Annotated in this window: 18 protein-coding genes and 2 pseudogenes; 10 read left to right on the forward strand and 10 right to left on the reverse strand. The window is 67.7% G+C overall.

What is annotated here, in order from left to right; genetic code table 11:
* Positions 1-177 precede the first annotated feature (177 nt).
* Together LWP59_RS34350 and LWP59_RS34355 are read left to right on the forward strand one after the other, a co-directional pair.
* A complete protein-coding gene (locus LWP59_RS34350) occupies positions 178-1,341 on the forward strand; it encodes an FAD-dependent monooxygenase (RefSeq protein WP_144646065.1) in 1,164 nt (387 codons plus the stop codon).
* A gap of 88 nt (positions 1,342-1,429) precedes the next feature.
* Positions 1,430-1,798, forward strand: a pseudogene (locus LWP59_RS34355) (helix-turn-helix domain containing protein).
* A 297-nt stretch (positions 1,799-2,095) separates the two neighbouring features.
* Here the strand turns inward: LWP59_RS34355 and LWP59_RS34365 are convergent.
* From LWP59_RS34365 to LWP59_RS34370, 4 genes are all read right to left on the reverse strand, one after another.
* Positions 2,096-3,604, reverse strand: a complete 1,509-nt coding sequence (locus tag LWP59_RS34365) for an ISL3 family transposase (RefSeq protein WP_456151351.1) — start codon at positions 3,602-3,604, stop codon at positions 2,096-2,098.
* Between the two features lie 65 nt (positions 3,605-3,669).
* Positions 3,670-4,011, reverse strand: a complete 342-nt coding sequence (locus LWP59_RS41395) for an IclR family transcriptional regulator domain-containing protein (RefSeq protein WP_444541916.1) — start codon at positions 4,009-4,011, stop codon at positions 3,670-3,672.
* Entirely contained in the window at positions 3,944-4,162 is a 219-nt protein-coding gene (locus LWP59_RS41270) for a helix-turn-helix domain-containing protein (RefSeq protein ID WP_144646301.1), read from the reverse strand. The genes LWP59_RS41395 and LWP59_RS41270 overlap by 68 nt, the downstream gene beginning before the upstream one ends.
* Positions 4,163-4,258: 96 nt before the next feature.
* A complete protein-coding gene (locus LWP59_RS34370) occupies positions 4,259-5,191 on the reverse strand; it encodes a GlxA family transcriptional regulator (RefSeq protein WP_144646303.1) in 933 nt (310 codons plus the stop codon).
* A 71-nt stretch (positions 5,192-5,262) separates the two neighbouring features.
* Between LWP59_RS34370 and LWP59_RS34375 the strand changes: the two genes are divergently transcribed.
* From LWP59_RS34375 to LWP59_RS34385, 3 genes are all read left to right on the forward strand, one after another.
* Positions 5,263-5,949, forward strand: a complete 687-nt coding sequence (locus LWP59_RS34375) for an HD domain-containing protein (RefSeq protein WP_144646305.1) — start codon at positions 5,263-5,265, stop codon at positions 5,947-5,949.
* A 40-nt stretch (positions 5,950-5,989) separates the two neighbouring features.
* On the forward strand, positions 5,990-6,409 hold the full coding sequence (locus LWP59_RS34380) for a RidA family protein (protein ID WP_144646307.1): 420 nt from the start codon (positions 5,990-5,992) through the stop codon (positions 6,407-6,409).
* Between the two features lie 66 nt (positions 6,410-6,475).
* Entirely contained in the window at positions 6,476-7,129 is a 654-nt protein-coding gene (locus tag LWP59_RS34385) for an MFS transporter (RefSeq protein WP_144646309.1), read from the forward strand.
* On the opposite strand, the gene LWP59_RS34390 is transcribed toward LWP59_RS34385, so the two are convergent.
* Positions 7,130-9,757 (reverse strand): LuxR C-terminal-related transcriptional regulator, encoded by a 2,628-nt coding sequence (locus LWP59_RS34390; protein WP_233921950.1) that lies wholly within the window; start codon positions 9,755-9,757, stop codon positions 7,130-7,132. It abuts the gene before it with no gap.
* A 141-nt stretch (positions 9,758-9,898) separates the two neighbouring features.
* On the opposite strand from LWP59_RS34390, the gene LWP59_RS34395 reads away from it, so the two are divergent.
* Positions 9,899-10,348: a nitroreductase family deazaflavin-dependent oxidoreductase gene (locus LWP59_RS34395; RefSeq protein ID WP_144643333.1), complete on the forward strand. Its 450-nt coding sequence runs from the start codon at positions 9,899-9,901 to the stop codon at positions 10,346-10,348.
* On the opposite strand, the gene LWP59_RS41275 is transcribed toward LWP59_RS34395, so the two are convergent.
* Complete coding sequence (locus tag LWP59_RS41275) at positions 10,249-10,743, reverse strand: SDR family NAD(P)-dependent oxidoreductase (RefSeq protein WP_222425683.1); 495 nt, start codon at positions 10,741-10,743, stop codon at positions 10,249-10,251. The genes LWP59_RS34395 and LWP59_RS41275 overlap by 100 nt on opposite strands.
* Here LWP59_RS41275 and LWP59_RS34400 point away from each other — a divergent pair.
* A complete protein-coding gene (locus tag LWP59_RS34400; RefSeq protein ID WP_222425685.1) occupies positions 10,649-10,852 on the forward strand; it encodes a hypothetical protein in 204 nt (67 codons plus the stop codon). The genes LWP59_RS41275 and LWP59_RS34400 overlap by 95 nt on opposite strands.
* A 15-nt stretch (positions 10,853-10,867) precedes the next feature.
* Here the strand turns inward: LWP59_RS34400 and LWP59_RS41280 are convergent.
* The 3 genes and pseudogenes from LWP59_RS41280 to LWP59_RS34410 form a co-directional block, all read right to left on the reverse strand.
* Positions 10,868-11,059 (reverse strand): annotated as a pseudogene (locus LWP59_RS41280) (SDR family NAD(P)-dependent oxidoreductase); the annotation flags it as partial.
* A complete protein-coding gene (locus LWP59_RS34405; protein WP_186383473.1) occupies positions 11,059-11,895 on the reverse strand; it encodes an NmrA/HSCARG family protein in 837 nt (278 codons plus the stop codon). The pseudogene LWP59_RS41280 and the gene LWP59_RS34405, both read right to left, overlap by 1 nt.
* 80 nt (positions 11,896-11,975) lie before the next feature.
* Entirely contained in the window at positions 11,976-12,440 is a 465-nt protein-coding gene (locus LWP59_RS34410) for a nuclear transport factor 2 family protein (RefSeq protein ID WP_222425682.1), read from the reverse strand.
* 191 nt (positions 12,441-12,631) lie between these two features.
* On the opposite strand from LWP59_RS34410, the gene LWP59_RS34415 reads away from it, so the two are divergent.
* The 3 genes from LWP59_RS34415 (at position 12,632) to LWP59_RS34425 (ending at position 13,883) form a co-directional block, all read left to right on the forward strand.
* Entirely contained in the window at positions 12,632-12,868 is a 237-nt protein-coding gene (locus LWP59_RS34415; protein ID WP_144643330.1) for a hypothetical protein, read from the forward strand.
* 73 nt (positions 12,869-12,941) lie between these two features.
* Positions 12,942-13,436 carry a (2Fe-2S)-binding protein gene (locus LWP59_RS34420; RefSeq protein ID WP_267967028.1) on the forward strand — a complete coding sequence of 165 codons (495 nt, stop codon included), beginning with the start codon at positions 12,942-12,944 and terminating at the stop codon, positions 13,434-13,436.
* Between the two features lie 270 nt (positions 13,437-13,706).
* Entirely contained in the window at positions 13,707-13,883 is a 177-nt protein-coding gene (locus tag LWP59_RS34425; protein ID WP_186383472.1) for a hypothetical protein, read from the forward strand.
* On the opposite strand, the gene LWP59_RS40515 is transcribed toward LWP59_RS34425, so the two are convergent.
* The gene (locus LWP59_RS40515) at positions 13,880-14,014 is read right to left on the reverse strand and encodes a hypothetical protein (RefSeq protein ID WP_267903830.1); all 135 of its coding nucleotides are present in this window, start codon (positions 14,012-14,014) and stop codon (positions 13,880-13,882) included. The two genes, LWP59_RS34425 and LWP59_RS40515, sit on opposite strands and share 4 nt — an antisense overlap.
* Positions 14,015-14,159 lie beyond the last annotated feature (145 nt).

The raw sequence follows: 14,159 nt of genomic DNA on the forward strand, positions 1-14,159 counted from the left end.
GTCCGTTCCGGGAAGCTCAACGGTATGGCTTCGCCGACGCTCGAACTCCCCCGGCTCCCGCTGGTGGTGGTCGTGCTGTTCCTCGGGCCACGCGCCGTATCCGGGCCTCGACCTGGGCCGCCGCCCGGTCAGCCGGCGGTCAGCGGACGGTCAGCGGACCCCGGCACGCTCCGGGACATGAACATTCTGATCTCCGGCGCGAGTATCGCCGGCCCCGCATTGGCCTACTGGCTCGACCGCTCCGGTCACCGCGTCACCGTCGTCGAGAAGTCGTCCGAGCTGCGCACCGGTGGCCAGGCGGTCGACTTCAAGGGCGCCACCCACCTCGAGGTGCTGACGAAGATGGGCGTCCTCGACGAGGTGCGGCGGCGGCAGACCGGCGGCCACGACCAGACCGTCGTCGACGCCAACGGCAAGACCCTCACGGTCATCCCCGGCGAGTTCACCGGCGGCGACATCGAGATCCGCCGCGGCGACCTGACCCAGCTGCTGTACAAGCGCACCGTCGAGAGCTGCGAGTACGTCTTCGGCGAGTCGATCACGTCCCTGACCGAGACGGGTACCGGCGTCCACGTGACGTTCGAGCACGGCCCGGCCCGCACGTTCGACCTGGTCGTCGGCGCGGACGGAATCCACTCCAACGTCCGGCGGCTCGCCTTCGGGCCCGAGAAGGACTACGTGCGCTTCCTCGGTCACTACTACGCCCTGGCGGACCTGGACGTGCCCGGCAGTGGGTTGATGTACAACGAGCCGGGGCGCATGGCCGCGCTCGGCGGCCCGAAGGCGCCGGCGTTCTTCGTGTTCGCGTCGCCGGAACTGGAGTACGACCGCTACGACGCCGAGCAGCAGAAGCGCCTGTTGATGGCCGCTTACGACGGCGGCGGGTGGCGGATCCCGGAAATGGTGGCCGCGATCCCGTCAGCGCGCGACATCTACCTGGACTCGATCAGCCGCGTCGAGGTCGACCGCTACGCCCAAGGCCGCGTGGTCCTCCTCGGCGATGCGGCGTACGGCAACACTCTCGGCGGCTTCGGCACCGGCCTCGCGATCGTCGCGGCGTACGTCCTGGCGGGTGAACTGGCCCTGACACACGGTGATCACCGTGCCGCGTTCGCCGGCTATGAGGAGTCGTTCCGCGACTACGCGAAGATCGCGAAGCAGGGCAGCGCGGGCCCGTTCCTGGCCCCCGGTTCCCGGTTGCGGATGCGCCTGCGCAACTGGACCTTCAAGTCGCGCTTCCTGCTGCGTCAGATGCTGAAGCTGACAGACAAATTCGCCACGGACATAACGCTGAAGCCCTACCCGCTCCCAGCCGCGAAGAACAACCACTCGGAACGGTAACCCGCCGGGGCGGTCACAAACCGCACCTTCACCGCCGACCTGAGACGCGGGCGGCCATTCGGGTTGTGAAACCAGCCTCGACACGCTCCTGCCGGCACTAACGCCGCACGACCGTCCCCGGCGTGCCCGGCAACTCAGCACCGAGCAGATCCAGGAGCTGATCGCCGGCTACCGGTCCGGCTCGACGGTCTACGAGCTGGGTGCCCAGTTCTGGATCGAACGGCGAATCGTCAGCAACCTCCTCCACCGGCACGCGTGCCGATGCGCCACCGCGGCCTCTCGCCCGACCAGATCGACCACGCCATCCACCTCTATAACCTCGGCTGGTCACTCGCCCGAGTCGGCGATCACCTGGACGTCAACCACACCACCGTGCTGAACAAGCTGCGTGAACGCGGGCATCCCCACCCGCGACACCCACGGCCGTCCACGCGTCGAAGCAGGTGGTGCTCGATGACAAGCTCTACCGTGGTTCGAGCGGTCACCGTGACCACGGGTGTGGTCGTCGGCCTCACGTTTCTCTTCGGCTTCGGCAACGTCCTCGACCTCGCGCTCCGGCTCGGCGTGCCCATCTGGGTCGCGCCACTCGTCGCACCTGCCGTTGACCTCTCAATTTTCGGGCTTCTTCTGGGCTGTCGGCATCTGGCGCAGATCTTCTGCACGCCCTGTCTGCTGCTTCCCCGCCGACCGGAGTCTCGTTGGGTCTATCCCGTGATCGGCTCTGGCCCGAATGCGGTGGTAGCGCTGGGTGGCGTTAGCCGAGCAAGATGCGGTGACGCAGGAGAGGGAAGCCCGCGCGACCGTACATCTGCCGTTTGATCATCTTGGTTTTGGTGTTCACTCCTTCCGTTCGTCCGTTGTGGAATGGTTGGGTGAGGGCGGCGTTGACGGCCTCGCGGTCGAATTCGAGTCCGCGGGTGTAAGCGTGCAGGTGAGGTAGATCCTCGGCTCGGGCCCGGTCGATCCAGTCACTAAGACGGTCATCGTTGCCGGTGGTCGGGGTGAGCAGAGCCGCGAAGTCACCGACGAGGGTGGCCAGCGCCGTCATCTCGCGGCAGGCGCTCACGGCGGCTTCGAGTCGTTCCCGCTGGCGATCTTGGAGCTTGTCCGGGCGTGTGAGCAGGTAGCGCGTGAGTCGCTTCGGAGAGATCGCTGGCCGGTCGGATTCGACTCGTCCTTGGGTGATGTAGCGATACAGCAGATTGTGGCTTCCGGTGTAGCCGCGCTGTTTGATCTCTGCCATCAGCTGATGCACGGGCACGGCCGGGTCCTCGCGGCGGCGGCCACGCAGGTAGTCACGGAATGGGTCGACGAGGGTGGGCCGGTACTGCGGTGCGCGAACCAGCCGGTCGGGTTGATCGATGCGGGCGTATCGCTTCACTGTGTTCATTGCCAGGTTCAGCCGGCGTGCGATTTCGAGCAGCCCCACGCCGTGCTTGAGCAGGTCGTGGATCTGTTGCCAGCGTTGGCGGGTGGTCACCGCTCGCGCGCCCTCGCGCAGTGGCGGACCGGTCTTGCCCCAGCAGGTGCTGTGCGCGGCGACCTCCTTCAACACGACCTCGGCGAGGTTGTGCCACAGATGCCAGCGGTCGCCAACCTGCACCGCGTCGGGCAGGGCTCGACGGATCGCCTGGGCATAGGTGGCCGAACCATCCCGGCACACCACCTCCACACCGGGATGCTCCCGCAGCCAGGCCTCCAGCACCTCTGCTGTGCGGCCTGGCAACACCTCAACCCGCTCGCCGGTTTCCGCGTTGATGATCACGGTGGCGTAGCGTTGCCGCTTACGCAGGGCAAAGTCGTCCACCCCGATCACCCGGGGCACCGACCTGGTCGGCAACGGCAACTGCAGCAGCGCCCGCAGCGCGGTCTGCCTCGACAGCACCACACCGACGGCGGCCAGGACCCGGGCGCTTGCACGACCGGCCAATTCCCGCGCAACGCTCGCCACGTGCGCGGCCAGCCGAACAGTTCGACGCTGATATCGCTGCACGATGCCAACGGGCTGCTCACGGAACGTCTGCCGCAAGCACCCGAGATGCCCGCAGCGCATCCGTCGAATCCGCAGCCGTATCAGCACCCGCCGCCCGTCAACCGGCACATCGACCACTTGCCGGACGACATAGCCGTGCACTCGCCCCGTCGCCACCCCGCAGTCCGGGCAGTCCACAGGACCGGGCCGCGTCGATGCCCGCACCACGAGCACCCCAGCCTCATCGTCGACGCCATCGAGGACCAGGGACGACAGCCCCGAGAACACCAACGCAAGAAGTTGATCACCAGCGCACGGCGCTCACCCTGGCACAGCACCGAATCGGACACGCATCGTCACCACCGGATCCGTGCCAGAGCCGATCTTGAAACAGTCCCTACGTCCTCGCCGCATTCGGCGAGGATCGCCTTACCGGCCGCCCAGGCATGCAGTGGAATCGGCGTGCCCAGCTCATGGATATACCGCAGTGGTTTGGTGCACTCGACACGACGCACGTATATGGCGACCAGGTCGTCCGGATCGAACCTCGCCAGGTAAGCCGACTCGCCGACCTGGTCGACCTGGTGCGCATGACCCCTTCGATCGACACCGCCGTCGACGAGAGGGACATCACGCGTGCGGCCAGCTGGACGAGACGAGGTCCGATCGAGTACTGGCCTGCGGTGACTGGGTCGCATACCCCTCTTCGGCGAGGGACTGGAGGATGCGATGCGTCGCGCTGCGGCTCAAGCCCAGCTGCTCGGAGACTCGCCGAATGCTTGGCCCCGGGTTGCTGGTCGCCAACATGTCCAGCACGACCAACGCGCGATTGGTCGATTCAAGAGCCATGGTCACCTCATGCGAGCCGAACGGGACAACCCAGAATACGCACAGTCTCACAACGGCGGCCGAATGGTGGCTCTGGTCCGGTTTCCCGAGGCCGCTTCAGTTCTTGAAGGTGCGCCGGTACGCGGTGGGGGTGGTGTCCAGTACGCGCCGGAAGTGCAGCCGCAGGTTGGCGGCGGTGCCGAGCCCGCAGTCACGGGCGACGCGATCCACCGGGTGATCGGTGGTCTCCAGTAGTTCTCGAGCCCGGCCAAGACGGGCGTCGAGAAGCCACTGCAATGGGGTCGTGCCGGTCTCCTCGGTGAACCGGCGTATGAGAGTGCGCTTCGACAGGCCCGCGTACCGGGCGAGTTCGCGCAGGGTGACCGGCTCGCCGAGGCGTTGCAGAGCCCATTCGCGAGTGTCGGACAGCGACGCGTCGCCGGCCACCGCGACCGGGGCGGGCACGTACTGGGCTTGCCCGCCTTCGCGGTGCGGGGCGGCGACCAGGCCGCGGGCGATCCGGTTGGCCACTACCGCGCCGAGGTCGCGGCGCACGATGTGCAGACACAGGTCGATGCCGCAGCACACTCCAGCCGAGGTGAGGACGTCACCCTCGTCGACGTAGAGCACGTCGCGATCCACTGACACAGCGGGGAAATCGCGTTCGAAATCATCGATGTACTGCCAGTGGGTGGTGGCGTGCAGGCCGTCGAGCACGCCAGCCGCGGCCAGCGCGAAGGCTCCCGTGCAGATCGACACCATCCGCTTGCCCCGCTCGTGTGCCTCAGCCAGCGCGGCAAGGATGGCTTCTGGCGGTCGGCGGGGTGGCTCGGATCCCGGCACGATCACGGTGTCGGCGACGCGCACCTGATCCAAGCCCCCGTCGGTGACCACCGTGAAACCCCCGGTGGTGTGCACCTTCGTGGCGAAGGTGCACACGGTCAACTCGTACGGGGTCTCCGGCCGGGCGGAGAAGATCTGCGCCGGGATCGCCAGATCAAGGGGCATGACCTCGTCCAGGGCCAGGATCGCGATCCGATGAGCGGTCATGGCACGATCCTATCGAAGTATGGCAATGTTGCCTATTACGAGTTCAGGGCGGTTGCAGGCAAGCTGAAGACATGACCGGACCTACTCGTGACGCGCCCCCCGACGGGGCGGCCGACGTGATCACGCTGCCCGGTACACCGTTGGCCAAGGCTGTGGTGGACCTGATCCGCCCGGTGGAGACGCCGTCGGTGTTCAATCACAGCGTCCGCAGTTACCTGTTCGCCCGGCTGGTGGCCGGCCGCCTCGGCCTGTCCTCGGGCCGCGACTACGACGACGACCTACTGTTCTCCGCGTGCGCGATGCACGACCTCGGTGTCGCGTCGGACGGCCCGCACAGCCAGCGGTTCGAGGTCGAGGGCGCCGATCGCGCCGCCGAATTCCTCATCGGACGCGGGGTGCCCGCATCGGACGCCGATCGGGTGTGGCAGGCGATCGCTTTGCACACCTCGCCGGGCATCGCGGAGCGCCGCGGCGCGCTGTGCGTGCTCGTCCGCGAAGGCGTCGCGCTCGACTTCGGCGGCCCGATGGGAACAGCGCACGCCGCGGCGCTCACCGACGAGCAGGCCGATGCCGTGCACGCCATGTATCCGCGGCTGGACATGATCCGGTCGCTCACCGACTCGATCGTCGCGCAGGCGGCGAAAAGCCCGAAGAACGCGCCCCGCTACTCGATTCCCGGCGAGTTCCTCCGTGAACGCGAGGCTTATGGCCGGACGCGGATGGAGCACTCCTGCAGCTCGTCCCGATGGGGCAACTGAAATCCCACGGTCCACTAGCCACGAAAGGGGAAATGCCGCAATGGCAATCCACACCGTCGAGGTCCCCGAGGACTCCGAGGTCTTCGGAAAAACCGTCAACGCGTTCGCGAATTTCGGCTACTCCGCCGCCGTTCGCTCGCACGGGCACCTGTTCATCGCCGGCACGATCGGCCGCCGCGCCGACGGCACCATCCCCGAGGACATCGAGGAACAAACCGAGATCGCCATCCGGCGCATCGAGGAGATCCTCCGGTTGGAAGGGCTCGATCTGTCCGCGCTCGTCGATGTGACCAGCTACCACGTCGACATCCACCAGCACCTGCCCGGCTTTTCCCAAGCCAAGGCGCGCCTGATCAACCCGCCGTACCCGACCTGGTCGCTGATCGGCGTCAGCGGACTGGCCAGCCCCGGGCTGCTCGTCGAAATCCGGGCCACCGCCGCCTATCCCGAAGCGTCCTGACCAACCACCGCTCCTGGCCCGGCTCCCCCGGGCCAGGAGCGGGCAACCAGCTACTTGGTACTCACCATGAAGATCGTTCGGCGTCCGGGCCTCCTGTTGCCAGCCTCGATGATCGTGTCGTTCCTGGCTTCCTCCAGCACACCGACGCCGCTCTACGCCACCTACGCCAACCAGTGGCATTTCTCGCCGATAACAACCACCACGGTGTTCGGCACGTACGCCGTAATTGTGCTGGCCGCACTGCTCGTGCTCGGCCGGGCATCCGACCACCTCGGTCGCAAGCCGGTGCTGCTCGGCACGCTGGCGTTGCAGATCGTCGCCATGATCGTGTTCAGCGAAGCCGACGGCATCGGGGCCCTGTTCGCCGGGCGGATCCTGCAGGGGGTCACGACCGGCAGCGCGCTGGGCACGCTCGGCGCGGCGATGCTGGACATCGACCATGAACGCGGCACCCGCGCCAACGCCGTCGCCCCCGGGCTGGGGTCCGGGATCGGCGCCTTGGCGTCCGGCCTGATCGTCCAGTATCTGCCAGCACCCACCCGGCTGGTCTACGTCGTGTTCATCGGGGTCTTCGTCGTGCAGGCCCTCGGCGTGGCGCTGCGGCCAGAACCCACCGGCCGCAGGCCCGGACTGCGTGCCGCTCTCGTACCCGAACTATCTGTGCCCCGGCCTGGTGAATCGGCGACGCCGGAATCCAGTGATTGGGCAAGCGGACCGTAGTTACTTCGGAGATGCCGGCGAGAGTCGGCGTGCCAGGAGCCGCAGCTGGCGGGCGCGTTGAACGGCGGCCGACCGGTCGCCCGCACCGAGTTTGGCATAGAGGTTGCGGATGTGAGTGTTGACTGTATGGATGGAGATGTGCAGGTCATGCGCGATCTCTGCCCGCGTCAGGTTTGTCGGGAGAAGTCCAAGGACGCGCAGTTCACTGGGGGTGAGCTCACTTGGGCGGGGGAGCAACTCTTGGTCCGTGCCCGGCGGCGGCGCGCCTCTCAGTTGGTCGATGATGTCGGCGAGAAGGGCACCATGGGCTGTCTCGTGGTGACGGAGCACGCCGAGTACCTCCGCGGCTTCGGTCATGGCGAACGGAAAGACCAGCCGGTCGGGCTCGGCGGTGGCGAGAGCTGCCGCGGCGGCCGCTGCCGCGGCGTCTCGATCGCCCAAGCGCAGGTACGCGGTGCCGGCGAGCAGATGCGCTTCGACGAGTGTGAACGGTTCGACCGGGGGTGTGGCATCCCGAACGGGACTGAGTGCTTCCACCGCCATGCCGGGGTTGCCGTCCACGAGGCAGATCCATGCTCGCGCGTTGGAAATGGCGCCCGTCCGCCCGGGTGCAGGGGAAAATCCGGCCAGCGTGGCACGGGCCTCGGCCGGCATTTCCAGGCGAGCTTGCGTGGTTGCGAGCCATCCGGCGATCCGCGGCGCGAGAGCGTGCACACCGGTGAGCAGCGACTGCGTTCGCGCTGCCGCCGCGAACGCGTCCAGCGCCGATCGTTGCTGCCCGCGACCGGCGTGCAGCATGCCGCCCGTCAGGTGCAAGAGCACCGCGGTGGCGGGCTCGACATGTGCGGAGCCGACTTCCCAGGCGCGGTGCAGCCAGCGTTCCCCCTCGTCGAACTCGCCCATCCAGATGGCCATGCCACCGACCGCGGCCAGCGCAGGTGCGAGTATCGGTCGATCGTCCAAGCCATAGCGTTCGGCCAGGGCTACCGCCTGGCGGCCCCGCTCACGCGCTGTCGCGACCGAGACAAGCTTCGACGGAAAACCTTGATGCGCGCGGCACGCGACTTCCAGATAGGGGCGGCCCGTCCTGCGGGCGAGTGCGGCTCCGTCGGCGAGATGCCGCTCGGCCTCGAGGAGGCGCCCGGTCCACGTCTCGACGATCCCGAGATTCAGCAGCGAGACTCCACGCAGTTCACTACCCATCGCGAGCGGCTCGCTCGAAGCGTCCGTCATCGAAGCATCGAGCCTCTTCACTTGCTCGACAACCTCACTGAACTGGCCGCTCTGCCTTGCCAGCGCCAGTCGAAGGGACGCGATCGCCACCGCCAGACGGCCGCGGCGAGCCGGAGCAGCGCTGGGGAGGTGAGACTCGGCCAGCGCCAGCTGGGCTGCCGCCTCCTGCGTCCGCCCCTGGTTCAGCTCAGCGGCCGCGTGCGCGAGCGCGAGGTCGGGATGATCGACCGACGCCCCGTCCGGAAACGCTTGCAGGGCCGCGCGAATCGTTCCCGCCTGCCCGTCGAGCACCCACTTGAACGAGTTGTCCGCGACGAGCCGGGCGGCATCGGGCCAGTCGCCCGCGGCGATCGTGTGCCGTACCGCCTCAACGACGTTCCCCCGGTCGGCGAGCCACCGCGCGGCCCGGCGGTGCAGGCCGGGAACCTCGTCGGCGGATCTTCGGCGGAGTTCCAGGCGCAGGAAGTCCGCCAGGAGGTGGTGGTAGCGAAACCAGGTGCGCTCGGCGTCGAGCGAGACGACGAACGCGTTCGCGTCCTCCAGTGCCAGCAGCATCTGTTCGGAGCCCGAGCGGCCGGCCAGCAGGTCGGCGAGCTCACCGTTCATCCGGTCGACCAGTGAGGTGCGCAGCAGCATGCGCTGAACCTCGCCCGGCTGGCGCTCGAGCATTTCGGCCATCAGGTACTCGCCGATAGCGCGGTCGGTCCCCGAGAACTCGGCCACGAAGCGCTCCGGCTCCGGGTGACCGCTCAGCGAGATCACCGCCAGGCGCAGGCCGGCGGCCCACCCTTCGGTGCGCTGGTGCAGCGCGGCCACCGCTTCGCCGGACAGACTGATGGTGGAATCGGCGAGCAGTTCGCGCGTCTCGTCCTCGGTGAATCGCAGATCTCCGGCGCGGATCTCGGCGAGCGCGCCGGCCAACCTGAGCTGGTGCAGTTTGATCGGCGGATCCCGGCGGGAGGACAGCACCACGCGTGCAGTGCCCGACAGATTCGCGAGAAAGTATTCGAGCTGGGTGAGGGCGTCCGTTGACCTCAGCTCATGGAGGTCGTCGATGATCAGCACGACGAGTCCGGCGTGTCCGGCGATCTCCGACAGCACACTGTCGACGACGTAGTCCACGTCGGGTACAGCGGTGGGCGCCTCACAAGCCGCTGTGGTGCGCGCCGGGCCACGGATCGCGTCGAGGACGGCGCACCAGAACCGCTGTTCGTTCTGCTGGTCGCGCTCGACGGACACGAACGCGACCCGGCGAAGCTTCCCCGAGCGCTCAGCCCACGCTCGCAACAGGGAAGTCTTTCCACTTCCCGGCGGCGCCGAGATGACCGTCAGACGTTTGGTCACGGCGCCGTCGAGCAGTTGCAGAAGACCCTTCCGGTCGAGCAGGTTGGTCATGGAGGCCTTCCAGCGCCTGCCGAACATGGACCAGAGTGTCGGGGAACCCAAGCCCATCGTACTGCCCCGGAATCACCGGAACCCGGCGATGACCATGCTGGTCCAGCGGTGTCAGGCTCGTGTGAACGAGAGGAGTTCGACATGAGCGACCCGCTCGACTGGAACGCGAAGACCATCGCGGAGTTCCGGGCGAACGAGGGCAGGGTTGGCGGGACCTTTGAGGGCGCTCCGCTGGTCCTGGTGCATCACCGCGGCCGCAAAAGCGGGCAGGAGTACGTCACTCCGGTGATGTATCTCCCGCACGACACCGAGCCGGACATCATCTACATCTTCGCGACCAAGGGTGGAGCGCCCACCAACCCGGCCTGGTATCACAACTTGACCGCCGCCGGTGTCGGCAGTGTCGAACGCGGAACCGGGACATACAACGCGACCATCCGCGATGTGACCGGTCCTGAACGCGACCGGATCTACGCCGAGCAAGCGCGGCGCTATCCAGGCTTTGCCGAGTACGCGCGCCAAACTGCCGCGGTCCGCACCATTCCCGTGCTCGAACTCGGACTACAGCTCGCCCCTTCACTCACGAACTGACGGGTGCCACCCCCTGCGAGCTGGCGCTCGAGCAGTTTGCCGACACTGTCGCGCCAGCGGGCGCCGATCGGCGCTGAGGCGGGATCGGGGAAGATTTCCTTTTCCCCGTTGCCGACCGCGTCGAAGATGGCCTGTGCCACGGATTCCGGGGATGCCATGGGCACGTTGGATCCCTGTGTCATGTCGGTCGCCACCGGGCCGGGCAGGACCGCGTGGACCCTTACTCCCTGCCCGGCCACCAGGGCGCGAAGCGACTGGGTCATCGAGAACGCCGCCGCTTTCGAGAGGGAGTAGGCGGGGATGACGAACGGCATAGGGGCGAGAGCGTTTGCCGAGAGGATGTTGACGATGGCTCCGCGGGAGCGGGTCACCGCCGGCAGGAAGGCCTGGGTCACGGCGTGGGTTCCCAAGAGGTTGACGGCCCAGGTGGCGTTCGAGCACGGCGGGGTCGGTGAGGTCGTCGCGCTGCATGATGCCGGCGTTGTTGATCAGCATGTCCAGTGACTCGACCTGGCCGGCTGCTGCCTGAATCTGTGCGGTGCTGGTGATGTCCAGTCGCAGGGACGTCACCCGGTCGTCTGGGTAGGCCAGTGGCTCGCGGGCGCAGGCGTACACGCGCTGGGCGCCTCTGGCCAAGGCTTCGGCTGCCAGTGCCCGCCCGATGCCGCGGTTGGCTCCGGTCACCAGGATCACCTTGTCTTTCATGCCCATCACTCCCGTTCGGGCCGGGCCGCCAGCCACTGTTCGAAGGTCTTCGTTCGTGGTGCCAACGCCTTGGTGGCGGCGAAATCGGCCCGGAACGCCGGCGGGCGGGCGAACCACTCGAACATCGCTCGCTGGTCGGCGTCGCCACCGAGCACTTCGATCGGCAGAGGTTCGTATCGGGCCGGGACGTCGTGACGGTGCTGGTAGGCCTCAGCGATCTGCTCGCCGGTCCGCTCGTAGCCGGCGATTTCCACCGACCCTCCGGCGACGCGGCCGGGGTCCAACGCCACAGCTGCGGCGACTGCGCCGACGTCCTCGGCGGCGATCATCTGGAGCGGGATTCCGGGCGGCAGAGGTATCCGCACCATCAGCTTGCCGTCCTGCATGGCCGGTGTCATGAACTGTGCGAAGTTGTCCCTGAACACCGGTCGTACGAAGGTGGTGGACAGGCCACGCGCGACGAGGTATTCCTCGACGTCGCGTTTGCCCTCGAAATGGGGAATCCCGGTGTGGCGCTCCGCTCCGCCGACCGAGCTGTAGATCACGTGCGGGACGCCGACTGCCGCCGCCCCGTCGGCGATCGCGTGCCCGTGCGCCACCTCGATGTCGGTGCGTTGGTCGTATCCGGGTGTGGTCATGGCGAAGACTCCGTCCACGCCGGTGAATGCCGCGCGGAGACTTTCGGGATCGTCGAGATCAGCAGCGACGAGGTCGGCGCCGAGCCCGGTCAGGGCGCGGGCCGCAGCGGAGTCAGTGCGACGCGCCAACGCCCGGACCGCGGCCTGCGTGCGCAGAAGTGCGCGGGCGGTGGCCCTGCCCTGGAGGCCGGTCGCGCCGACCACCGCGATCGGTCTCCGCTCCGCCGGGTCGCGGGCTGTCACAGGGATTCCTTTCCGCTGCCGGCTACTTTCAGGTCCGCTGATCAGGTTCCGGCCGCGGCTGCGGACGCGAAGTCCGGCAGGATGCCCATCTGCGCGAACATGGTGGTCGTACCGACATGGCAGTTGAACTCCTGGATCTTGCCGTTGCGCACGTACCAGAAGTCGGCGGTCGGGATGTCGAGCTTGGCCCCCGTCGGCTGGATCGCGCCGGTGGGCGTCTCGAACGGCCCGAGGAAAGTGCCCCGGATCGACAGCTCGATCGCGACGACGTCCCCGAGCACGTTGACCCTGTGCAGCTCCCGGTGAACGTCGGGTAGCAGCTTGCCCATCCAGGCGACCACATCGCCCAAGTGGTCACCCCGGTAGCTGTCCTGGCCGGACACGCCGCCGATGCCGTTGAACACACCGTCCTCAGCGAACAGATCGACAAATCCCTGGATGTTCAGGACGTCACCCTGGGCGAAGTGGTACGCGCGGCGCACGAGCGCTTCGGTTTCGGTTGTCACTGCTATCTCCCATTCGGGCATGGAGCAGGGCGAATCAAGGTTCGTCCCGGGGATGGTGAGGGGGCATCGCCGGATTCCGGTGATGACGTCTCACCTCCCTCACCATGAGGCTGACCCTGTGCGTCGAGTGGCCGAGGCGGGGCACCGCTTGTCGGCACATCTGAAGTGTTTCCGGAAAGTGAGGACATGACATGGCGGGCCCCGGCGACAAGCTCAGCTTCGAGCAGGACATCAGGCCGCTGTTCCGGCAGAAGGACCGCGACGCGATGCTGGCCGCCTTCGACCTGTTCGACTACGAGGACGTCGTCGAGAAGGCCGACGCCATCGTGGGATCGCTGCGCAGCGGGCAGATGCCGTGCGACGGCGCGTGGCCCGCCGAGCAGGTGGACAAGCTGCAGCAGTGGATCGACGCGGGCACGCCCGCCTGACGGATCACCGGCATCCGGTGCTGACCAATGTGGAACGTCCCCTCGCTCTCAGGAGATTCTCGTGAAGCTGAACGTGAACGGTGCCGATGTCGACGTTGATGACCGTTTCGCGACCAGCCCGCTGTTGTGGGTGCTGCGTGATGTGCTGGAGTTGACGGGAACCAAGTACGGCTGCGGGATTGGGTTCTGCGCCGCGTGCACGGTGCTGATCGACGGTCGCAACACGAAGTCGTGCCAGACACCGGCCGAGACCGCTGTCGGCAAGGCGATCACCACGGTCGAAGGCGTTTCGGGTCTGGTCGTGGAAGCTGTCCGGGACGCGTGGCGCCGGGGCAACGTGGTGCAGTGCGGGTACTGCCAGCCGGGTCAGACCCTGGCCGCCACCGCGCTGCTGACGGCCGACCCGTCGCCGGACGACGCGGCGATCGGCAGTTGGATGAACGGAAACCTGTGCCGGTGCGGCACGTACCCACGGATCCGGAAGGCAATCGGCGAGGCGTCCGAGGCGCTGGCCACCGCGTGGTCGCTGCCGGAGAACTCGGCAACGAAGCGCTCCGGGTCTGGGTGACCGGCCAGGGCGAGAGCGGCGAGGCGAAGGCCCGCTGCCCAGCCCTCCGTTCGCTCGTGCAACAGCGCTACGCCCGCATCGGCCAAGTCGACGCCCGACGCCGCGAGCAGGGCTCGGGTCTCCCGCTCGGTGAACCGGAGTTCGGCGGCGCGGATCTCGGCCAGCTGACCGGCGAGGCGCAACTGGTGCAGTCCCAGCCGCAGGTCGTGCCGGGTGGTCAACACCGCGTGCCCGTGGGGTGGCAGGTTCGTCAGCAGCCGGGAGAGGTGGGTGAGCGCGTCGGGCGAGGTCAGCTCGTGCAGGTCCTCGACGACCAGCGTCAGGTCGCCGTCGATCGCGGCGAGTCCGGCCAGCACCGCGTCGACCATCGCGGACGCGTCGAACTCCGGCGTCGCCTCGGCCGGTTCCGCGCGGATCGCGTCGAGCAGCGCGAGCCAGAACTGCTAGGCGTCCTGCTGGTCGCGCCGCACCTGGAGCACGAAGATCCGCCGCCGCTCGGCACGGTCCGCCCAGGCGCGCAACAGGGACGATTTTCCATTGCCGGCCGGTGTCGAAATGATCGTCACCTTCCGCGTCACCGCGCGATCCAGCTTGGCGAGAAGGTCACGCCACTCGATGAGCCAAGAAGTTATCGGAGCCACCACAGCGAACCTACCGTCGAGCATCGCCCGCGGCCGGAATCGCCTGAATCAGGTGACGACCGCTCACCTATCCGCTCACAAT

The sequence above is a fragment of the Amycolatopsis acidiphila genome, assembly GCF_021391495.1.
GTDB lineage: Bacteria > Actinomycetota > Actinomycetes > Mycobacteriales > Pseudonocardiaceae > Amycolatopsis_E > Amycolatopsis_E acidiphila.